This is a genomic window from Streptomyces actinomycinicus (assembly GCF_016741775.1).
Classification (GTDB): Bacteria; Actinomycetota; Actinomycetes; order Streptomycetales; family Streptomycetaceae; genus Streptomyces; species Streptomyces actinomycinicus.
This window is the reverse complement of record NZ_JAERRK010000008.1, coordinates 139,136-159,849: the sequence shown is the minus strand read 5'-3', so window position 1 is coordinate 159,849 and position 20,714 is coordinate 139,136. Positions and strand designations below refer to the sequence as shown.

The 20,714-nt window shown below is 71.9% G+C and carries 18 protein-coding genes and 1 pseudogene; 7 read left to right on the top strand and 12 right to left on the bottom strand.

The genetic code is table 11. The features are described 5' to 3' along the window. Positions 1-201: 201 nt before the first annotated feature. Together JK359_RS18460 and JK359_RS39170 are read left to right on the top strand one after the other, a co-directional pair. Complete coding sequence (locus JK359_RS18460) at positions 202-1,413, top strand: cytochrome P450 (protein WP_201836901.1); 1,212 nt, start codon at positions 202-204, stop codon at positions 1,411-1,413. Between the two features lie 190 nt (positions 1,414-1,603). After that, entirely contained in the window at positions 1,604-2,083 is a 480-nt protein-coding gene (locus JK359_RS39170; protein WP_236678086.1) for a DUF7144 family membrane protein, read from the top strand. Here JK359_RS39170 and pdxR read toward each other — a convergent pair. After that, positions 2,078-3,616: pseudogene (gene pdxR / locus JK359_RS18455) on the bottom strand (MocR-like pyridoxine biosynthesis transcription factor PdxR); the annotation flags it as partial. The gene JK359_RS39170 and the pseudogene pdxR sit on opposite strands and share 6 nt — an antisense overlap. A gap of 255 nt (positions 3,617-3,871) precedes the next feature. After that, on the bottom strand, positions 3,872-4,573 hold the full coding sequence (locus JK359_RS18450) for a B3/B4 domain-containing protein (RefSeq protein ID WP_201836899.1): 702 nt from the start codon (positions 4,571-4,573) through the stop codon (positions 3,872-3,874). 347 nt (positions 4,574-4,920) lie between these two features. Between JK359_RS18450 and JK359_RS18445 the strand changes: the two genes are divergently transcribed. From JK359_RS18445 to JK359_RS18430, 4 genes are all read left to right on the top strand, one after another. Continuing rightward, on the top strand, positions 4,921-5,727 hold the full coding sequence (locus JK359_RS18445) for a methylenetetrahydrofolate reductase (RefSeq protein WP_201837195.1): 807 nt from the start codon (positions 4,921-4,923) through the stop codon (positions 5,725-5,727). A gap of 427 nt (positions 5,728-6,154) precedes the next feature. Then, complete coding sequence (locus tag JK359_RS18440; protein WP_201837193.1) at positions 6,155-7,627, top strand: AlkA N-terminal domain-containing protein; 1,473 nt, start codon at positions 6,155-6,157, stop codon at positions 7,625-7,627. Positions 7,628-7,637: 10 nt separating this feature from the next. Beyond that, the gene (locus JK359_RS18435) at positions 7,638-8,120 is read left to right on the top strand and encodes a methylated-DNA--[protein]-cysteine S-methyltransferase (RefSeq protein ID WP_201836897.1); all 483 of its coding nucleotides are present in this window, start codon (positions 7,638-7,640) and stop codon (positions 8,118-8,120) included. A gap of 152 nt (positions 8,121-8,272) precedes the next feature. Next, the gene (locus JK359_RS18430) at positions 8,273-8,614 is read left to right on the top strand and encodes a hypothetical protein (RefSeq protein WP_201836895.1); all 342 of its coding nucleotides are present in this window, start codon (positions 8,273-8,275) and stop codon (positions 8,612-8,614) included. A gap of 108 nt (positions 8,615-8,722) precedes the next feature. Here the strand turns inward: JK359_RS18430 and JK359_RS18425 are convergent, their stop codons facing one another. The 3 genes from JK359_RS18425 to JK359_RS18415 all read right to left on the bottom strand — a co-directional run bounded on the left by JK359_RS18425 (position 8,723) and on the right by JK359_RS18415 (position 11,253). Beyond that, the gene (locus JK359_RS18425) at positions 8,723-9,490 is read right to left on the bottom strand and encodes an SIR2 family NAD-dependent protein deacylase (RefSeq protein ID WP_201836893.1); all 768 of its coding nucleotides are present in this window, start codon (positions 9,488-9,490) and stop codon (positions 8,723-8,725) included. A gap of 166 nt (positions 9,491-9,656) precedes the next feature. Further along, complete coding sequence (locus JK359_RS18420; RefSeq protein ID WP_201836891.1) at positions 9,657-10,151, bottom strand: NUDIX domain-containing protein; 495 nt, start codon at positions 10,149-10,151, stop codon at positions 9,657-9,659. Between the two features lie 28 nt (positions 10,152-10,179). Next, the gene (locus JK359_RS18415; RefSeq protein WP_201836889.1) at positions 10,180-11,253 is read right to left on the bottom strand and encodes an ADP-ribosylglycohydrolase family protein; all 1,074 of its coding nucleotides are present in this window, start codon (positions 11,251-11,253) and stop codon (positions 10,180-10,182) included. Positions 11,254-11,418: 165 nt separating this feature from the next. Here JK359_RS18415 and JK359_RS18410 point away from each other — a divergent pair, with 165 nt between their 5' ends. After that, a complete protein-coding gene (locus tag JK359_RS18410; RefSeq protein WP_201836887.1) occupies positions 11,419-12,555 on the top strand; it encodes a glycerate kinase in 1,137 nt (378 codons plus the stop codon). Positions 12,556-12,918: 363 nt separating this feature from the next. Here the strand turns inward: JK359_RS18410 and pssA are convergent, their stop codons facing one another. The 7 genes from pssA to ccrA all read right to left on the bottom strand — a co-directional run bounded on the left by pssA (position 12,919) and on the right by ccrA (position 20,659). After that, the gene (gene pssA / locus JK359_RS18405) at positions 12,919-13,737 is read right to left on the bottom strand and encodes a CDP-diacylglycerol--serine O-phosphatidyltransferase (protein ID WP_201837191.1); all 819 of its coding nucleotides are present in this window, start codon (positions 13,735-13,737) and stop codon (positions 12,919-12,921) included. 22 nt (positions 13,738-13,759) lie between these two features. Then, entirely contained in the window at positions 13,760-14,416 is a 657-nt protein-coding gene (locus JK359_RS18400; protein WP_201836885.1) for a phosphatidylserine decarboxylase, read from the bottom strand. A gap of 170 nt (positions 14,417-14,586) precedes the next feature. Further along, positions 14,587-15,792, bottom strand: coding sequence for an acyl-CoA dehydrogenase family protein (locus JK359_RS18395; RefSeq protein ID WP_201836883.1), 1,206 nt, complete (start codon positions 15,790-15,792; stop codon positions 14,587-14,589). Positions 15,793-15,795: 3 nt separating this feature from the next. Continuing rightward, complete coding sequence (locus JK359_RS18390; protein ID WP_019757884.1) at positions 15,796-16,308, bottom strand: MaoC family dehydratase; 513 nt, start codon at positions 16,306-16,308, stop codon at positions 15,796-15,798. A 5-nt stretch (positions 16,309-16,313) separates the two neighbouring features. Beyond that, the gene (locus tag JK359_RS18385) at positions 16,314-17,279 is read right to left on the bottom strand and encodes an HpcH/HpaI aldolase/citrate lyase family protein (RefSeq protein WP_055537694.1); all 966 of its coding nucleotides are present in this window, start codon (positions 17,277-17,279) and stop codon (positions 16,314-16,316) included. Further along, complete coding sequence (locus tag JK359_RS18380; protein ID WP_201836881.1) at positions 17,276-19,303, bottom strand: ethylmalonyl-CoA mutase; 2,028 nt, start codon at positions 19,301-19,303, stop codon at positions 17,276-17,278. Before JK359_RS18380 ends, JK359_RS18385 begins: the two co-directional genes overlap by 4 nt. 18 nt (positions 19,304-19,321) lie before the next feature. Beyond that, positions 19,322-20,659, bottom strand: a complete 1,338-nt coding sequence (ccrA, locus tag JK359_RS18375; RefSeq protein ID WP_201837190.1) for a crotonyl-CoA carboxylase/reductase — start codon at positions 20,657-20,659, stop codon at positions 19,322-19,324. Positions 20,660-20,714: the final 55 nt, after the last annotated feature.

Genomic DNA, 20,714 nt, shown 5'->3' with positions numbered 1-20,714 from the left:
GGCCAGTACGTCTCCGGTGCGTGACCCGCACGAGGTCGGCCGGGGGACCGGTTCTGTGCGTCACCGACGCGGTGCCGGCTCCCTCGGACAACGTTGTCCAGGCGTCTCGTGGACGGCCCGTGCGCCCGATGCCGACGCCCTCGGAAGTGGCGTGCCCGGCAGCGCTCAGTGGCGTGCCCAGCAGCGCTCAAAGGAGGCTGTATGTCGTCCCACGACACGGTGCTCGACTGTCCCTTCGACTTCGCCGACGCGCTGGAGTACGACCCCGCGCTGGCCTCGTTGGCGCAACAGGGCCCGGTCAGCCGGATCCGGTTGCCCTACGGCGAGGCCGAGGCGTGGCTGGTGACCAGCTTCGCGGGAGTGCGTCAGGTGACGTGCGACCCGCGGTTCAGCCGGGCGGCGATCGTCGGGCGCGACTACCCGAGGATGACGCCCGAGCCCATCGTGTCCCCGGAGTCGATCAACGTGACCGACCCGCCGCACGTCACCCGGTTGCGGCACGCGGCGGCCCAGGCGTTCACCCGGGACCGGGTGGCACGCATGCGGCCGGCCGTGGACCGGGTGGTGGCCGGGCTGCTCTCGGCGATGGACGAGGCGGGACCGCCCGCGGACCTGGTGACCCATCTGTCGGTCCCACTGCCCCACCTGACCATCTGTGAGCTGCTCGCCGTGCCCGAGGCCGACCGCGACCGGCTGCGGGAGCTGACGATGCGGCTGCTGGCCACCTCGCCGGACGCCCGGCGGGACGCGGCCGAGGCCAAGGCCGGCCTGCGGGCCTACTTCGCCGAACTGGTGCCCGCCCGGCGCGGCTCACCGGGCGAGGACCTGCTGAGCGCGATGGCCACGGCCCCCGTGCCGGAGGGCGAGGAACCACTGACCGACGACGAGCTGGCGGTCCTCGCCGTGACGCTGATCCTCAGCGGCAACGACACCGCGACCTGCCAGATCAGCAACATCGCCTACCTGCTGCTGACCCGGCCCGCGGAATGTGCCGAGTTCGCTCGCGACCCCGGCCGGTTCCCCGGCGCGCTGGAGGAGCTGCTGCGGTTCATCCCCTTCCGCAAGGGCGTGGGCATCCCCCGGCTGGCGCTCGAGGACACGGAGGTCGAGGGAACCACGATCCGCGCCGGCGACTACGTGCACGTGTCCTACCTGGCCGCGAACCGCGACCCCGCCGTCTTCCCGGACCCGCACACGCTCGACCTGGAACGGCCGGTACGCCCGCACATGACGTTCGGCTGGGGCGGCCACCACTGCCTCGCCGCACCCCTCGCGCGGGCGGAGCTGGAGAGCGCGGTCACCGGCTTGCTGACTCGCTTCCCGAAGCTGCGTCTGTCCGTCGAGCCGGAGGACATCGAGTGGGACGCCGGGACCATCCGCCGCTTCCCGCTGCGCCTGCCGGTGACCTGGTGAAGCCGGGGCGGCGGCGTTCGTGCTCGCCCGCCGCCGCCCCCGGGAGCACCGGCCCGCCGTGGCGTCGGGCATCACCCGGACGGCGTAGCCCGCGGTGCGGGCGGAGGCCCGGCGCACCAGGCTCGAAGTGCCCGTGGGCTCCCCGGGAGCGGGCACCGTACGGAACGGGGGAGGCAGAAAGGACACGCTCATGAGCCAGGCAGCGCAGCCCAGCGGACCGGCCCCGTCGAGCGGCTCATGGCCGCCGCGGCAGCCCGCGGACCAGGGCACCGGCTGGGTGACCGGCGGTGTCACGTTCGCCGGGGCCCTGATGCTGTGCGGCGGCATCCTCGCCGTCTTCCAGGGGATAGCCGCCGTGGTCGAGGACGACGTCTACGCCCGCGTCGGCACCTACGTCTACCGGTGGGACCTCACCGGCTGGGGCACGATCCACATCATCATCGGTGCTCTGGTACTGATCACCGGCATCGGTCTGCTCAAGGACATGGCGTGGGCCCGCTTCGCCGGTATCTTCCTCGCCTCCCTCAGCCTCATCGCGCAGTTCCTGTTCCTGCCGTACCAGCCCATCTGGTCGCTGGTCATGATGGCGATCGACGTCTTCGTCATCTGGGCCCTGGCGTCCCGTCAGGAAGCGGCGGGCCGCGGGCCGGGCGAGCGGCCGGCCCAGTGAACGCAGTGTCTCGCCGAGCAGCGCCACGCCCTCGGCGATGACACCCGCGGGGGTGGCCGCGTAGCCGAGGACCAGGCCGGGCTGTCCCGGCACCTGCCGGTGCCAGGACAGCGGCTGGCACTTCACACCTCGGGCGAGCGCCGCGGCGGCGAACTCCGTGTCGGGCACGTCCGACTCGTACGTCACCGTCAGATGCAGGCCCGCCGCGGCCCCGTGCACCCGGGCACCCGGGAGGTGCCCGGCGAGCGCGGTGATCATGGCGTCCCGGCGCGTGCGGTGGCGCCGGCGCAACAGCCGCAGACGGCGCTCCAGTTCACCGGACTCCATGAGCCGGGCGAGCACCAGCTGCGGCAGCACCGCGTTGCCCAGGTCGTTGAAGCGCTTGGCGGTGACCAGCCGCGCCCGGTACCGGGCCGGTGCCACCAGCCAGCCGATCCGCAGCGCCGGTGCGAGCAGCTTCGACACGCTGCCCATGTAGCAGACCCGGTCGGCCAGCATCGCCCGCAGCGCGGGGACCGGCGGCCGGTCGTAACGGTGCTCGGCGTCGTAGTCGTCCTCCAGGATCAGCCCGCCGTCGCGCGCCCAGCCCAGCAGCTCGCGCCGGCGTTCACCGCTGGTCACCACGCCGGTGGGGAACTGGTGGGCGGGCGTGAGCAGCACGGCCCCGGCGCCGGTCGCCCGCAGTGCGTCCACCCGCACACCGTCCTCGTCGACCGGCACCGGCGGGGTGGTCAGACCGCCGGCGAGCAGGTGCTGGCGGGCCCCCAGCGACCCCGGATCCTCCACCGCGACCGCGTCGACGCCGTCCGCCCGCAGCACCGGGTGCAACAGTGTCAGCGCCTGCGCGGTGCCCGCGACGATCAGCACCGCGTCCGGCTCCACGCGTACGCCTCGTACCCGCGCCAGCCAGTCTGCGACGGCCCGCCGGAGCGCGGGTGTGCCGCGCGGATCGCCGTAGCCGAGGTGGTCGGCCGACAGCTCGCCGAGAACGGCACGCTCGGCACGCAGCCAGGCGGCACGCGGGAAGGCGGTGAGGTCCGGGCGGCCGGGAGTGAGGTCGACGGCGGCGGGCGCGGCCCGCAGCGCGTCGAAGACCTCGGCACCGGGCTCGCGGAGGAACAGCGGAGCACCGGACCCCGCCTGCGCGGCACGCGTGCCCCCGCGCACGCCCGCCTTCGTTGCGAACGGTGCCGCGACCACCACCGTGCCGCCCCGCCGACGGCCTTCCACCTGGCCGTCCTCGGCGAGCCGCCGGTACGCCTCGGTCACCACCCCGCGGGAGACGCGGAGGTCCGCGGCGAGCACCCGGGTGGGCGGCAGCCTGCTGCCCACCACCAGCCGGCCGTCGCCGATCGCCTGCCGCAACCGCCCGGCCAGCCACTCGGCCTTCCCGAGGGCCGGGACGTCGGCCACCGCCAGCTGCAGGAAGTCGGATCCCCGCACCGCGACCTCCCCGGCGCCCCCAGCTGCCCCCCGTGCCTCGACCGCCCCCGTCGACACCGCCGGCCTCCGCTCCTCGCTCACCGTGGCCATGCTGCCATCCGCTGCTCCGCGGTCACCGCTGCTCCGCGGTCACTGCTGTTCCGCGTCACTGCTGTTCCACGGTCACCGCTGCTCCGCGGACACTGCTGTTCCGCCGTCACTGCTGCTCCGCGGTCACCGCTGCTCGCCTGCGCCGCCGGACCGCCACGGGCCTGCGGGCCCGGCTCGGATCTCCTCCCGGCCCGCCCGGGAGCGGCTCAGGCCCCGAAGACGAACCCGGGCGCGTCAGAGACGAACCCGGACGCGTCAGACCCCGAAGACGAACTCGGGCGCGTCCGGGGCGAGCACGGCCGACTGCGTGGCGACCCCCCAGTGCGCCGCCACCTCCTCCTCGACCGTCTTGAGCACCTCGGCCACGACCTCCGCGCCCCCGTCGTGCACGGCCTCCGTCACCACCAGCACCCGGCCGGTGTGCGCACCGACCGCCGAGAGGCCGCTCTGCCGATGGGTCCAGCGCCGGGCGTGCGCCCGCCCCGCGGAGTCGACGAAGGTCACCTCGCCGGGCGCGGGCTGTTCGAGGGCGCCGCCGAACGCGGTGTACGTCTCGTCCCCGGCGGCCGGGCGCACCTCCAGCAGCGGCCAGGCGATCCGGTCGACGTCGAGAACGGCGACCGGTACCGCGTACGCCACCGAGATGGCGTTGCACAGGTCCACCAGCGGATGGATGCGCGGCAGCGATCCCACCTTGCGCAGCCGGCGCAGCAGTGATTCCGAGGCGGACCGGTACTGGGTCGGCTTCAGCCCCATCCTGGTGAACGCCCGCCGCCACGCCAGCACCTCGGGGAACTCACCCTCGGTGGCGTGGGCCAGCCGGGCCGCGGCCCGGGCGGTGTACTCGGCGGCGCGCGGCCCGGTGTCCACGGCCGTGCCGACGCCGCCGGCGTACAGCGCGCCGGCGGCCAGCTCCGGGAACCCGGTCCGGATCGCCTCCGCATGCCGGAATCGCATGTCAGGCCCCCACCACTCGGGGACCGGGGATCGACGACGTGCTCAACAGAACCTCCTCGGTGATCGGGAACACCACCCTGCCCGGGCCGATGGTCCGGTGACCAGGACCAAAGCAGGCCCGGCCGGCCGGTCCACAACCGGGCCCGCGGCCCCCCGCCCCCGGGTCCCCGGTCCCGGCGGACCGCGTGACATCATCGGCCGGGCGTCAGGACCACAGCCGTACGAGCAGTACGAGGAGCACGATGAACCCCGCTCTCAGCGCCCCGCCCGAGGGCAGCACCCCCCGCCCGCACGGCGCCGGGAGCCCGGGGCGGAGCAGCTCCCTGCTGGACGACTTCTCCCTGGAGATGACCGGCAAGGACGTACCGGGGCTGGAGGAGGCGCGCGACAGCATCCCGCCGGGCACCCGCATCAACATCACCTTCCTGGCCGGTGAGGACACCGGCGTACGGCTGACCGCCGCCCGCGCGGTCAAACGGCTCGGTTTCGTGCCCGTACCGCACATCTCCGCGCGGCGCCTGCCCTCCCGGCCCGCCCTGGAGGAGTTCCTGGCCGGGCTGGCCGCGGACGGTACGGCCGGGAACGTGTTCGTGGTCGGCGGCGACCCCGCCCGGCCCGAGGGCCCCTACGAGGACGCGCTCGCCGTGCTGCGCACCGGGCTGCTCCAGCACCACGGCGTCCGGCACGTGGGCATCACCGGCTACCCGGAGGGCCACCCCGGCATAGCCGACCGGGTCCTGTGGTCCGCGCTCACGGACAAGGCGGCGGCCATCGGCGCCCACCGGTTCACCGGTGACGTCATCACCCAGTTCGGTTTCGACGTCGACCCCGTCCTCGCCTGGCTCGAGGCCCTCCGCGCCCGGGGCGTGCACCTGCCCGTCCGCATCGGCGTCCCCGGCCCGGCCGGCGTGCGCCGGCTGCTCGGCTACGCCACCCGCTTCGGCATCGGCACCAGCGCCTCCGTGGCCCGCAAGTACGGGTTCTCGCTGACCAACCTCATGGGTACGACCGGTCCGGACCGCTTCCTGCACACCCTGGCCGAGCGGTACGACGCCGGACGCCACGGCGAGGTGAAGGTGCACTTCTACACCTTCGGCGGACTGCGGGCCACCGCCGACTGGATCACCAGATTCCGCCACGGGCACACCGGCTGACCGGGTCCGGGCTCCGCCGGCCCGCACCGGCGGCTCGCCGAGCAGCGAACCGAGCGTGCAGCCGAGGGACTAGCCGAGGGACTAGCCGAGGGACCAGAGGAAGCCGTAGCTGCCGAAGACCGGCGCGCGTCGGGCTGCTGGCCAGGCCCACGTAGGTGTCGGATTTCCGCCAGCCGCGGGGACCCCGGTGGCCGATGCTGGAGGCATGCAGACAGGAATGCACGAAGGCATTCGCACAGCCCGTCGGCCAGGGAAGCAGCCGGGCGGCCGGACAGGCACCGGCACTCGGCCGGCGGCGGGGGCGGGGACGGAAACCGCGACGGAGACCGCGACGGAGACCGGGACGGAGGCAGGCGTTCAGACCGGGACGCGGACCAGTGTGCGGAGCGGGACGCACGCAGGAACGCACACCGGAATGCACAGGGGAATGCACCTCGACCGGGAACGCTGCGTACACGCCGTGCAGTCCAAGGACGCGCGGTTCGACGGGTGGTTCTTCACGGCCGTCCTGACCACCCGGATCTACTGCCGGCCGAGCTGCCCCGTCGTGCCGCCCAAGCCGGAGAACATGACGTTCTACCCGAGCGCCGCCGCCTGCCAGCAGGCCGGGTTCCGCGCCTGTAAGCGGTGCCGCCCGGACACCAGCCCGGGCTCCCCGGAGTGGAACCAGCGCGCCGACCTGGTGGCCCGCGCCATGCGGCTGATCGCCGACGGTGTCGTGGACCGCGAGGGCGTACCCGGACTCGCCGCCCGGCTCGGCTACAGCACCCGGCAGGTGGAGCGGCAGCTGCTCGCCGAGCTGGGCGCCGGACCCCTCGCGCTGGCCCGTGCCCAGCGCGCCCGGACCGCGCGGCTGCTCATCGAGACCACACCGCTGCCCATGGCGGAGATCGCGTTCGCGGCCGGCTTCTCCTCCATCCGCACCTTCAACGACACCGTCCGCGAGGTCTTCGCCCTGTCCCCGAGCGACCTGCGCTCCCGGGCACCGAGGAGCGGTACGGGCACGGGCACCCCGGGCGCGCTCACCCTGCGGCTGCCGTTCCGCGCCCCGCTCGAGCCGTCCAACCTCTTCGGCCACCTCGCCGCCACGGCGGTACCCGGCGTCGAGGAGTGGCGCGACGGCGCCTACCGGCGCACGCTGCGGCTGCCGTACGGCCACGGCATCGTGGCCCTCGCCCCCCGCCCCGACCACATCGCCTGCCGCCTCACCCTGAGCGACCTGCGCGACCTGACCGTGGCCATCAGCCGCTGCCGCCGCATGCTCGACCTGGACGCCGACCCCGTCGCCGTGGACGACCGGCTGCGCGCCGACCCGCTGCTCGCGCCGCTCGTCGACAAGGCGCCCGGCCGCCGGGTGCCGCGCACGGTCGACGAGGCCGAGTTCGCCGTCCGTGCCGTGCTCGGGCAGCAGGTGTCCACGGCCGCCGCCCGCACCCACGCGGCCCGCCTGGTCACCGCGCACGGCAAGCCCCTGGACGACCCCGAGGGCGGCCTCACCCACCTCTTCCCGTCCCCCGAGGCGCTGGCCGGCGTCGATCCAGGGACCCTGGCGATGCCCCGCACCCGGCGCACCACCTTCACCACCCTCGTGAGCCGGTTGGCGGCCGGCACCCTGCACCTGGGTGTGGAGGCGGACTGGGCGGAATCGCGCGCGCGACTGCTCGAGCTGCCCGGCTTCGGCCCGTGGACCGTGGACGTCATCGCCATGCGCGCCCTCGGCGACCCCGACGCCTTCCTCCCCACCGACCTCGGCGTCCGGCGCGCCGCCGCGGAACTGGGCCTGCCGTCCACCCCGGCCGCGCTCACCGCCCGCGCGGCGAGCTGGCGCCCCTGGCGGGCGTACGCGGTCCAGTACCTGTGGGCGACCGACACCCACCCCATCAACCACCTGCCGGCTTGAGGACCACGACATGAAGCAGCACACCGTCATCGACAGCCCCTACGGCCCGCTCACCCTCGTCGCCGACGACGGCGCCCTGTGCGGCCTCTACATGACCGACCAGCGCCACCGCCCTCCCGAGGAGACGTTCGGCGCACGTGACGACGCCCCCTTCGCGGCGGCAGAGGAGCAGCTGTCGGCCTACTTCGCGGGCGAGTTGAAGGAGTTCACGGTCGAACTCCGCCTGCACGGCACCCTGTTCCAGCGCAGCGTCTGGCAGCAGCTGACCCGCATCCCGTACGGCGAGACCCGCACCTACGGCGAACTCGCCGAAACCCTCGGCAATCCCAAGGCGTCCCGCGCCGTCGGCCTCGCCAACGGCAAGAACCCGGTCGGCATCATCGTGCCCTGCCACCGAGTGATCGGCGCGGGCGGAGACCTCACCGGCTACGGCGGCGGCCTGGACCGCAAACGCCGCCTGCTCCACTTCGAGGCGGGAACGGCCCTCTTCTGACGCCTGACGCGGGTGCCGGTCAGCGGGGGTGGGCGGGCAATACACCACAAGGAGCGGCTACTTGCTCATCCTCCGGAATGACGCGCCTGTTCCTGTGCCCGACTACCGTCGCGCGGGTTAGAAGATCCTTTCGAATCCGAACGGGGGAGTGCATGACCAGCACACTCAAGAGGTTCGCAACGGCCGCGTCGACGATCGGCCTGCTGGGCGCGGGCGTGACGCTGGGTATCGCGCCGTCGGCACAGGCGGTACCGGGCGGACCGACCGGCTGTACCGCGTACGTGTCGCACACCAATGAGCACGTGGCCGTCGGCTGGTGCAGGTCGGGCAGCGGCACCTGGAACGTGCAGGCGTACTGCGGCGGCCCGGGCGGCGCCCGGGGCCCCTACAAGGGCACCGAGGGTTACCGCACGCGGGGCATGGAGAAGGCGGCGACGCTCAACTGCGGCTCCTCCGGCTTCCCGTACAACATGAAGGTCGTCGACGTCAGGTGACCACAGCCCCGGCCGGACCGCGACGAACCTCGCGGTCCGGCCGGGCTCGCCGTGCGACGTGGCACTACGGAACAGACCCGCCACCCCCGGCCCTCAGGCCCCCGGCCCTCAGCCCCCCGGCCCGGCGGACGGCGCCCGGCCCCAGGTCTCCTGGCTCCGCAGGCGGCGCAGGAGTTCGGGCAGGGCGGTGCCGATCGGCTCGCGGACGACCTCCTGCGCGAGTTCGTCGTACGGCGTCGGCTCGGCGTTGACGATGATCAGGTGGGCGCCGTTGTCGGCGGCGACCCCGACCAGGCCGGCGGCGGGCTGCACCTGAAGACTGCTGCCGACGGCGACGAACACCGTGCACGCCTTGCTGATCGACAGGGCCTGGCCCAGGACGACGGGGTCCAGCCGCTGGCCGAACATCACCGTCGCGGACTTCTGGACGCCCCCGCACGCCAGGCAGGCCGGGTCGTCCTCACCGGCGTCCACCCGGGCCAGGACCTCCTCCATCGGCCCGCACGCCCCGCACTGCGTGCACACCACGCTCCGCGCGCTGCCGTGCAGTTCCAGCACCTTGCGGTCGGGCATCCCGGCGAGCTGGTGCAGGCCGTCCACGTTCTGTGTGATCACCCGCACCGGGACGCCGGACCGCTCCAGCTCCACGACTGCCCGGTGCGCGGCGTTCGGCTCGACCGCCGTCGTCGCGTTCTCGCGCCGCATCCGCCAGGCCCGCCGCCGGATCTCCGGATCCGCCATGTAGTACTCGTACGTCACGAGCTTCTCGGCCTCCGGATCCCGCCGCCACAGCCCGTTCGGACCGCGGTAGTCGGGGATGCCGGAGTCGGTCGAGATGCCGGCCCCGGTGAAGACGGCGACGAGCGGCTTGGTCATGGCACCGAGGGTAGGGCGGGGCGTCGTGCCGCGGCGAACGGATAAACGGCCGCAGGCCGTCCGGCTGAGCGGCCGGGGCGAGGCCTGAGCGGTCCGGGTGGGAAGGCTGAGCGGTTGGTGCGAGGTGGCCTGTGGAGGGGGGCCGCCCGGGGGCGCGGGGTGGCCGTCATGCCACCCGGTGGCCGTTCTCCAGTTCCGCCGTGCCCGAGCCGTCGGCGAGGACGTCCAGGGCGGTCAGCACGCGGCGGCCGAGCACCTCCGGCAGGTGCGCGGCGAGTTCGTCACGGGCGACCAGCCGCCAGGACAGCAGTTCCTCCTCCTGCAGGCGCACGGCCTTCAGATCGGCCTCCGTGAGGATCCCGCCGTCGTACAGGTACGCCACCAGCGGGGGCAGGCCCGCGCCGTGCACCCAGTCCACGGCCAGCAGCCGGCCGAGTTCCCGGTCGAGCCCGATCTCCTCCAGCGTCTCCCGGCGGGCGCCCTGCCGCGGGGTCTCCCCGTCGTCGGACTCGATCGTGCCGCCCGGAAGCGCCCAGCCCTCACGGTAGTTGGGCTCGACGAGCAGCACCCGGCCCTCGGCGTCCCGGAAGAGCGCGGCGGCACCGGCGAGGACGCGCGGCAGGCCCGCGATGTACGCGGCGAAGTCAGGAGTGGTGGTCATCCAGGAAGGGTAACCAGCCGCTCCGCCGCTACGTCCCGCTCGTCACCAGGCGCAGGGTGCGTTCGGCCAGCGCACTGATCCGTACGCCGTCGAAGCCGAACACCGCGCTGCGGACCGTGTCCTCCAGCGGGTCCTGCCACTGGGCCGGAATGGCGGCCGCGCCGGTGAGCACGCCGGCCACCGAACCGGCTGTCGCGCCGTTGGAGTCGGTGTCCAGACCACCGCGCACGGTCAGGGCGATGGTCCGGGTGAAGTCGCCGTCGCCGTACAGCAGCCCGGCGACGAGGACGGCCGCGTTCGGGACGGTGTGGATCCAGCCGAGTCCGGCGGTCTCCGCGGCCACGGTCGCCAGCGTCTCCTCCCAGGGCAGCCGCGTCTCGTGCAGGGTCGCGACCCGGCGGACGGTACGGGCGAGGCGGCTGCTCGCCGGGATCACGCCGAGCGCGGCCTGCAGCGCGTCCCGCACGGCCGGGGCGGTGAAGGCCGCCGAGACCAGCGCGGCGGCCCACATGGCGCCGTAGACGCCGTTGCCGGTGTGCGACAGCACCGCGTCCCGGCGGGCCAGACCGGCGGCCCGGACGGGGTCACCGGGGCAGGTCCAGCCGTAGACGTCCGCGCGGATCAGCGCGCCGATCCACTCCTGGTACGGGTTGTCGTACGTCGCCGTCAGCGGCGGCTTCATCCCGTTCGCCAGGTTGCGGTAGGCGGCCCGCTCCGCCGTGAACGTCTGCAGGTACGGCAGCCTGAGCAGCCACAGGTCGCCGACCTGCTCGGTGCTGAAGCCGAAGCCGTGCGTCTCCAGCAGGTGCAGGCCGAGGATCGCGTAGTCCACGTCGTCGTCCCGGCAGCTGCCGTGGATCCGGCCGCGCACGCACTGGCGCCACTCCGGGCGCAGCACGGCGGCCTCGGCCGGGTCGGCGGGCTCGGGGAGATAGTCGGTCAGCGGCAGGGCCGCGGCCCGGCGCAGATAGCGGTCGATGCGGTCGCGGGTCCACACCTCGCCCTGTTCGACCGGCTTGCCGAGCATGTTGCCCGCGATCCGGCCGAGCCAGCCGCCGAGGATGCGGTCGGCGAGGTCCGGTCCGGTGCCCTGGGTACCCATGGCAGGGGTGTACCCGTTCTGCCCGGCCGGCTCCCCGCGGCTTCCCACCGTTCGGGCGGCGCATGACGGCGGGGGTGTCCTGCGGTTATGGTCACAGCGGCGCGACTGGCCCCGACGTGTGCGGGGCCCGGAGAGCAAGGGGAAGACAAGGTGGCGGACGCTGCAGTGAACGAGACCCGTCGGGTGCTCATCGCCGCGGACAAGTTCAAGGGCTCGCTGACGGCCGTGCAGGTCGCCGAGCGGGTGACGGCCGGGCTGCGCAGGGTCGTGCCGGACCTCGAGGTCGAGGCGCTGCCCGTGGCCGACGGCGGCGACGGGACCGTGGACGCGGCGGTCGCGGCCGGTTTCGAGCGGCACGAGGTCCGGGTCGCCGGACCGCTCGGCCAGGAGGTGACGGCCGCGTTCGCGCTGCGCGACGGCACGGCGGTCGTGGAGATGGCCGAGGCGAGCGGGCTCCAGCGGCTGCCGGCCGGTGTCTTCGCCCCGCTGACCGCGTCCACGTACGGCTCCGGGGAACTCCTGCGCGCCGCGCTGGACGCGGGCGCGCGCACCATCGTGTTCGGCGTCGGCGGCAGCGCCACGACGGACGGCGGTGCGGGCATGCTGGCCGCGCTGGGCGCCCGGTTCCTGAACGAGGACGGGGAGCCGGTGGCGCCGGGCGGCGGCGGACTGGCCGACCTCGCCCGCGCGGACCTGTCCGGTCTCGACCCGCGGCTGTCCTCGGTCGAGCTGGTCCTCGCAAGCGACGTCGACAACCCGCTGACCGGGCCGAAGGGCGCGCCCGCCGTGTACGGCCCGCAGAAGGGCGCGTCGCCGGAGGACGTAGAGACGCTGGACGCGGCGCTGGCCCACTTCGCGAAGGTGCTGGAGGCGGAGGCCGGGCCGCGGGCCGCCGAGTACGCGGCGTCCCCGGGCGCGGGTGCGGCGGGCGGCATCGGCTACGGCGCCCTCCTGCTGGGTGCCCGCTTCCGGCCCGGCATCGAGGTCATGCTGGACGTGCTGGGCTTCGCGCCCGCCCTGGAGCGGGCCTCGCTGGTCATCACCGGTGAGGGGTCGCTGGACGAGCAGACGCTGCACGGGAAGGCGCCGGCGGGGGTGGCCTCGGCGGCGCGGGCCGCGGGCAAGGACGTCGTGGCGGTCTGCGGCCGGCTTGCCCTCCCGGCGGAGGCACTGCTCCGGGCCGGCATTGCCCAGGCCTACCCCCTGACGTCCGTCGAGCCGGACGTGGCGAAGTGCATCGCGGACGCCGGACCGATCCTTGAACGGGTCGCCGCCCGGATCGCTGAGGACCGCTTGGCCTGAGGCCCCTGGGGGCTCCGCCCCCAGACCCCCGGCCCATTGCCCACCCACCACCCGACTCGGCAGGCCGAGAGGGCACCCGCCCAGCCGACCGCGCCGCCCAGCGCTACCCCTGTCCAGCCGACCGGCCCCGGCGCGGCGCCTTCCTGGCCGACCGGGACGCTGGCGCGGCACCTTTCCAGCCGACCGGAACCCCGGCGCGGCGCCTCCCTGGCCGACCGGCCCCTGCGCGGCACCTTTCCAGCCGGCCGAGTCGGCTGGGCGGGTGGGAAGGCGGGGGGTCGGGGGCGGAGCCCCCAGGGCGGGCGCACAAGCGAGGGGCCCCTTACCCAACCCGGGTAAGGGGCCCCTCGTCTTTCAAGCGCTCTACGGCAGCTGCGCCGCCCGAGCCTCACGACGGTTGTCGCGGAAGTTGTTCACCCGCCGAGCCGTGGCGAACAGCGGGATCACCGCGCCCATGACCAGCTGCAGCGCGCAGCCCGTCTGGAGCAGCAGCTGTCCGCTGGGCGCGTCGAAGGCCCAGGCCGCCAGCAGGCCCATGGACAGCACGATCCAGGTAAGCATCGCGCCGGCGAGGCGGCCCCGCGGCTTCGGGTACTCGACCCGGCTCACCATCAGCCAGGCCGTGCCCAGGATCGCCAGCAGCGTCGCCACGAACGGCAGCTCCAGCAGCACGATCGAGACGACCGTCAGCGCGCCGAACGGCGAGGGCATGCCCTGGAACATGCCGTCCTTCATGGTCACGCACGAGAAGCGGGCCAGGCGGAGCACGACGGCCAGGAGCACCACGATTGCCCCGAGCGCCGCCACTCTCTGGTGCGCGTCATCCGCGACCATGCCGTAGACCAGCACGAAGTAGGCCGGCGCGAGGCCGAAGCTGATCAGGTCGGACAGGTTGTCCAGCTCCGCACCCATGGGGGAGGAGCGCAGCTTCCGCGCCACCAGGCCGTCGAACAGGTCGAACACCGCCGCGCAGAGCATCAGGATGACCGCCGTGGCCGCGCTGTGGCGGGCCATGCCGGATTCCTGGCTGCCGGTGAGGTGCGGGATGAGGATCCCGGTGGTGGTGAAGTACACCGCCATGAAGCCGCACGTGGCGTTGCCCAGGGTGAGGGTGTCCGCTATCGACAGGCGGAGAGAGAGGGGCATCTCCTCCTCTTCGTCCACCTCATCGGCCTCGGGCACCCAGCCCGCCTGGGTTTCCGGATCAATCACGGTCAATGCGAGTCACCCCAGCCACGGTCTTCTGACCGACCTCGACCGCGACCTCCACGCCCTCCGGCAGGTAGAGGTCGACACGCGAGCCGAACCGGATCAGACCGATACGGTCGCCCTGCTCGACCTTCGTGCCCTCCGGGAGGTACGGCACGATGCGGCGGGCCACCGCGCCGGCGATCTGGATCATCTCGATGTCGCCGAGTTCGGTGTCGAAATGCCAGACTACGCGCTCGTTGTTCTCGCTCTCCTTGTTGAAAGCCGGAACAAAGCCGCCGGGGATGTGCTCGACCGACGTCACCGTGCCCGCGAGGGGCGCGCGGTTGACGTGGACGTTGAGCGGGCTCATGAAGATCGCGACGCGGGTGCGCCCGTCCTTCCACGGCATGATGCTCTGCACCACACCGTCGGCGGGCGAGATGACCCGGCCCTGGGTGATCTCGCGCTCGGGGTCGCGGAAGAACCACAGCATGCCCGCCGCGAGCGCGGTGGCGGGCACGGCGACGGCCTTGGCCACGCCCGAACGGCGAGCACGGGCCAGGCTGAGGGCCGCGGTGGCGACGGTCGGAAGAAGCCACGGCGATGCTCCGCGCGCAAGGCGTACGCCGGCTCGGCTGTCGCGAGGTGCAGAGGTTTGGCTGTGGGGCATGGATGACCTTCGTAGCGGATGATGCCGCGCTCTGACGGGGGACGGCGGCTTTCCCGGGATCGTACCGGGCGCGGGCTGCAACTGGGCAAGCCAGTCTGCCGAGTCGGCGGCTGAAGGCCGCATACGGGGTGTGATCTTCTTCTCGAAGAAAACACCCCGAATCCGAACAATCAGCCCTGGAACCGATACTCTTCGAGCAGCCTGCGCCCGATGATCATTTTCTGGATCTCGGCGGTACCTTCACCGATGAGCAGCATCGGGGCCTCCCGGTAGAGGCGCTCGATCTCGTACTCCTTGGAGAAGCCGTAGCCGCCGTGGATCCGGAAGGCATCCTCCACGACCTCCTTGCAGTACTCGGAGGCGAGGTACTTCGCCATCCCGGCCTCGAGGTCGTTTCGTTCCCCGGAATCCTTTTTGCGTGCCGCGTTGACCATCATTGCATGGGCGGCCTCGACCTTGGTGGCCATCTCCGCGAGCTTGAACTGGATGGCCTGGTGCTGGGCGATCGGCTTGCCGAAGGTCTGCCGCTGCTGGGCGTACTGCACGCCCAGCTCGAAGGCGCGCTGGGCCACACCGCAGCCACGCGCCGCCACATTGACCCGGCCGACCTCGACGCCGTCCATCATTTGGTAAAAACCTCGGCCGGTCACCCCTCCGAGTACCCGGTCGGCCGGAATCCGCAGGCCGTCCATGATCAACTCGGTGGTGTCGACGCCCTTGTACCCCATCTTGTCGATCTTGCCGGGGATGGTGAGGCCCGGGCGGACCTCGCCGAAGCCCGGCTCCTTCTCGACCAGGAAGGTGGTCATCGACTTGTGGGGCGCGGTGCCCTCGGGGTGTCCTTCGTCACTCCGGACGAGAACGGCCACCAAGGACGACGTACCGCCGTTCGTCAGCCACATCTTCTGGCCGTTCAGGACGTACTCGTCGCCGTCCTTGACCGCCTTCGACGTGATGGCCGACACATCGGAGCCCAGGCCCGGCTCCGACATCGAGAAGGCGCCCCGGATGTCGCCGGCCGCCATCCTCGGCAGGAAGTGGTCCTTCTGCTCCTGCGTGCCGTGCTGCTTGAGCATGTACGCGACGATGAAGTGGGTGTTGATGATGCCGGACACCGACATCCAGCCGCGGGCGATCTCCTCCACGCACAGCGCGTAGGTGAGCAGCGACTCGCCCAGGCCCCCGTACTCCTCGGGGATCATCAGACCGAACAGGCCGAGTTCCTTCAGGCCGTCCACGATCTGCTGCGGGTACTCGTCGCGGTGCTCCAGCTCGGTCGCGACAGGGATGATCTCCTTGTCGACGAAGTCCCGGACGGTGGAGAGGATCTCCTGCTGGACGTCGGTCAGACCGGCGGTCTGGGCGAGACGGGCCATGGCCTACTTCTCCTGCTGCTTGAGTTCCGGGCGGCCCGGCTGCTCGCCGCCGCGCTCCTTGATGTACGTCTCGGTGGGCACCATGACCTTGCGGCGGAAGACACACACGAGCGTGCCGTCCTGCTTGTAGCCCTTGGTCTCGACGTAGACGATGCCGCGGTCGTTCTTCGACTTCGACGGCCACTTGTCCAGCACGGTCGTCTCGCCGTAGATCGTGTCGCCGTGGAAGGTCGGCGCGACGTGCTTGAGCGACTCGATCTCCAGGTTGGCGATCGCCTTGCCGGAGATGTCCGGGACGGACATGCCGAGCAGGAGGGAGTAGATGTAGTTCCCGACCACCACGTTCTTGCCGAAGTCCGTCGTCTTCTCGGCGTAGTTCGTGTCCATGTGGAGCGGGTGGTGATTCATGGTGAGGAGACAGAACAGGTGGTCGTCGTACTCGGTGACCGTCTTGCCCGGCCAGTGCTTGTACGTCGCCCCGACCTCGAACTCCTCGTAGGTGCGTCCGAACTGCATCGCGCTCAGGCCTCCGGGATCTCGAACTTCGACGTGCGCTGCATGCCGGCGGCCCGGCCCTTGCCCGAGATGACCAGGGCCATCTTGCGGCTGGCCTCGTCGATCATCTCGTCGCCGAGCATCGCGGAGCCCTTCTTGCCGCCCGCCTCGGAGGTGTAGTAGTCGTACGCGTCCAGGATCAGCTCGGCGTGGTCGTAGTCCTCCTGGGAGGGCGAGAAGATCTCGTTGGACGCCTCGACCTGGCCCGGGTGCAGCACCCACTTGCCGTCGAAGCCCAGGGCCGCGGCGCGCCGGGCGACCTCGCGGTAGCCGTCGATGTTGCGGATCTGGAGGTAGGGACCGTCGATCGCCTGGAGGTTGTTGGCGCGGGCGGCCATCAGGATCTTCATCAGGATGTAGTGGTAGGCGTCCGCCGGGTAGCCGGGCGGCTGCTCGCCCACGACCAGCGACTTCATGTTGATGGACGCCATGAAGTCGGCCGGGCCGAAGATGATCGTCTCCACGCGCGGAGAGGCCTGCGCGATCTCGTTGACGTTGTTGAGGCCCTGCGCGTTCTCGATCTGCGCCTCGATGCCGATCTTGCCGACCTCGAAGCCCATCGTCTTCTCGATCTGCGTGAGCAGCAGGTCCAGGGCGACGACCTGCTGGGCCGTCTGCACCTTCGGCAGCATGATGCAGTCGAGGTTCTGGCCGGCGCCCTCGACCACCGTCACGACGTCGCGGTACGTCCACTCGGTCGTCCAGTCGTTGACGCGCACGACCCGCGTCTTGCCGGTCCAGTCGCCCTCGTTGAGGAACTTGACGATCGTGTGCCGCGCCTCGGGCTTGGCGAGCGGGGCGCACGCGTCCTCGAGGTCCAGGAAGACCTGGTCGGCGGGGAGGCCCTGCGCCTTCTCCAGGAAGCGGGGGTTGCTTCCCGGGACCGCGAGGCAGGAGCGCCGCGGACGCAGACGGTTGACGGGCGTGGTCATGCGGGGACCTCCAGGGGGTCGAGCTTGTTCGCTTTCCGGATCTCGTCGACGATGCGGCCGATGATTCCGGTGATGTCGAAGTCCTTCGGGGTGAAGACCGCGGCCACTCCGGCTTCCCTGAGCTGCTCGGCGTCACCATTCGGGATGATGCCACCGGCGATCACCGGTATATCTGTGGCACCGGCCACACGGAGGCGTTCCAGCACGTCCGGGACGAGCTGGGCGTGCGAGCCGGAGAGGATGGACAGGCCGACGGCGTGCACGTCCTCGGCGAGGGCGGCGTCCACGATCTGCTCGGGCGTCAGCCGGATGCCCTGGTAGACCACTTCGAAGCCGGCGTCACGGGCCCGTACGGCGATCTGCTCGGCGCCGTTGGAGTGCCCGTCCAGGCCGGGCTTGCCGACCAGGAAGCGCAGCTTGCCGGAGCCCAGGTCGCGGGCGGTGGCGTCCACCTTGGCGCGGACCCCGGCGAGGGCGGAGCCGGCCTCGACGGGGACGGCGACCGGTGCCGAGGAGACTCCCGTGGGTGCCCGGTACTCGCCGAACACCTCGCGCAGGGCGCCCGCCCACTCGCCGGTGGTGACACCGGCGCGGGCGCACTCCAGCGTGGCCTCCATGAGGTTGGCGGTGCCCTTGGCCGCCTCCTTCAGCCGCTCCAGCGCCTTGCAGGGACGCGGGTGGTTGAAGGGCGGCTGGTAGCGGGTGTCCCGCCAGCGCTGCAGCGACTCGATGACCCGGTTCTCGACCGCCGGGTCCACCGTCTGGATCGCGGTGTCCAGGTCGGCCGTGAGCGGGTTCGGCTCGGTGCCCTCGAAGACGTTGACGCCGACGATCTTCTCCTGGCCGGACTCGATCCGGGCCCGGCGCTCGGCGTGCGAGGAGACCAGCTGCGACTTCAGGTAGCCGGACTCCACGGCGGCCATCGCGCCGCCCATCTCCTGGATGCGGTCCATCTCCGCGAGGACGTCCGCGACCAGCTGGTCCACCTTCGCCTCGATGACCTTGGAGCCCTCGAAGATGTCCTCGTACTCCAGAAGGTCGCTCTCGTAGGCGAGCACCTGCTGGATGCGCAGCGACCACTGCTGGTCCCAGGGCCGGGGCAGGCCCAGCGCCTCGTTCCAGGCCGGGAGCTGCACGGCACGCGCGCGTGCGTCCTTGGAGAGGGTGACGGCCAGCATCTCCAGCACGATCCGCTGGACGTTGTTCTCCGGCTGCGCCTCGGTCAGGCCGAGCGAGTTGACCTGGACGCCGTACCGGAACCGGCGCTGCTTGGGGTTCTCGATGCCGTACCGCTCACGGGTGACCTTGTCCCAGATGCGGCCGAACGCCCGCATCTTGCACATCTCCTCGACGAAGCGGACGCCCGCGTTCACGAAGAAGGAGATGCGGGCGACCACGTCACCCATGCGCTCCTGCGGCACCTGGCCGGAGTCGCGCACGGCGTCGAGGACGGCGATGGCGGTGGACATCGCGTACGCGATCTCCTGCACCGGCGTGGCCCCGGCCTCCTGCAGGTGGTAGCTGCAGATGTTGATCGGGTTCCACTTCGGGATGTGGGAGACCGTGTACGCGATCATGTCCGTCGTCAGCCGGAGGCTCGGCCCCGGCGGGAAGACGTGCGTCCCGCGGGAGAGGTACTCCTTGACGATGTCGTTCTGGGTCGTGCCCTGGAGCTTGGTGATGTCCGCGCCCTGCTCCTCGGCGACGACCTGGTAGAGCGCCAGCAGCCACATGGCGGTGGCGTTGATCGTCATCGAGGTGTTCATCTGCTCCAGGGGGATGTCCTGGAACAGCCGGCGCATGTCACCGAGGTGCGCGACGGGCACCCCGACCCGGCCGACCTCGCCGCGGGCGAGGATGTGGTCGGAGTCGTAGCCGGTCTGGGTCGGCAGGTCGAACGCCACCGACAGCCCTGTCTGGCCCTTGGCGAGGTTGCGCCGGTACAGCTCGTTGGACGCCTCCGCCGTGGAGTGGCCGGCGTACGTGCGCATGAGCCACGGCCGGTCCTTCTGACGCTCAGTCATCTATGACCTCGGGTGTCCTCAGATGTTCCGGAAGCGGTTGATCGCGTCGAGGTGCTTCGCGCGCATCTGCTCGTCGCGCACCCCGAGGCCCTCCTCGGGGGCCAGGCACAGCACGCCGACCTTGCCCTGGTGCAGGTTGCGGTGGACGTCGTAGGCCGCCTGGCCGGTGTCCTCGAGGGAGTAGGTCTTCGACAGGGTCGGGTGGATCTTGCCCTTGGCGATGAGCCGGTTGGCCTCCCATGCCTCGCGGTAGTTCGCGAAGTGGGAGCCGATGATGCGCTTCAGCGACATCCACAGGTAGCGGTTGTCGTACTCGTGCATGTAGCCCGAGGTCGAGGCGCAGGTGGTGATCGTGCCGCCCTTGCGGGTGACGAACACGGAGGCACCGAAGGTCTCGCGGCCCGGGTGCTCGAAGACGATGTCGATGTCCTCGCCGCCGGTGAGTTCACGGATGCGCTTGCCGAAGCGCTTCCACTCCTTCGGGTCCTGGGTCTGCTCGTCCTTCCAGAACTTGTAGCCCTCGGCGTTGCGGTCGATGATCGCCTCGGCGCCCATGGACCGGCAGATGTCCGCCTTCTGGTCGCTGGAGACGACACAGATCGGGTTGGCGCCGCCGGCCAGCGCGAACTGCGTCGCGTAGGAGCCGAGGCCGCCGCTCGCGCCCCAGATGAGGACGTTGTCGCCCTGCTTCATGCCGGCGCCGTTGCGGGACACCAGCTGCCGGTACGCGGTGGAGTTGACCAGACCCGGGGCGGCGGCCTCCTCCCAGCTCAGGTGGCCCGGCTTCGGCATCAGCTGGTTGGACTTGACCAGGGCGATCTCGGCGAGGCCGCCGAAGTTGGTCTCGAAGCCCCAGATGCGCTGCTCCGGGTCGAGCATCGTGTCGTTGTGGCCGTCGGAGGACTCCAGTTCGACGGACAGACAGTGGGCGACGACCTCGTCACCGGGCTTCCAGGCGTTGACGCCGGGGCCGGTGCGCAGGACGACGCCCGCGAGGTCGGAGCCGATGATGTGGTAGGGCAGGTCGTGGCGCTTGGCCAGCTCGTTGGTGCGGCCGTAGCGCTCCAGGAACCCGAAGGTGGACAGTGGCTCGAAGATCGAGGTCCACACCGAGTTGTAGTTGACCGAGGAGGCCATGACGGCCACCAGGGCCTCGCCCGGGCCCAGTTCGGGCACGGGGACGTCGTCCAGGTGGATCGACTTGCGCGGGTCCTTGTCGCGGGTCTGCAGGCCCGCGAACATCTCCGTCTCGTCCTTGTGCACGGTGATCGCGCGGTACGACTCGGGGAGCGGCAGGGCGGCGAAGTCGGCGGACGTGGCGTCCTTCGACTGGATCGCGTCCAGGATGTCCTTCACGGTCACGGTGTTGCCTCCGGCGGTGAGCGCCCTGAGGGAGGGGCGCTGGGGGATC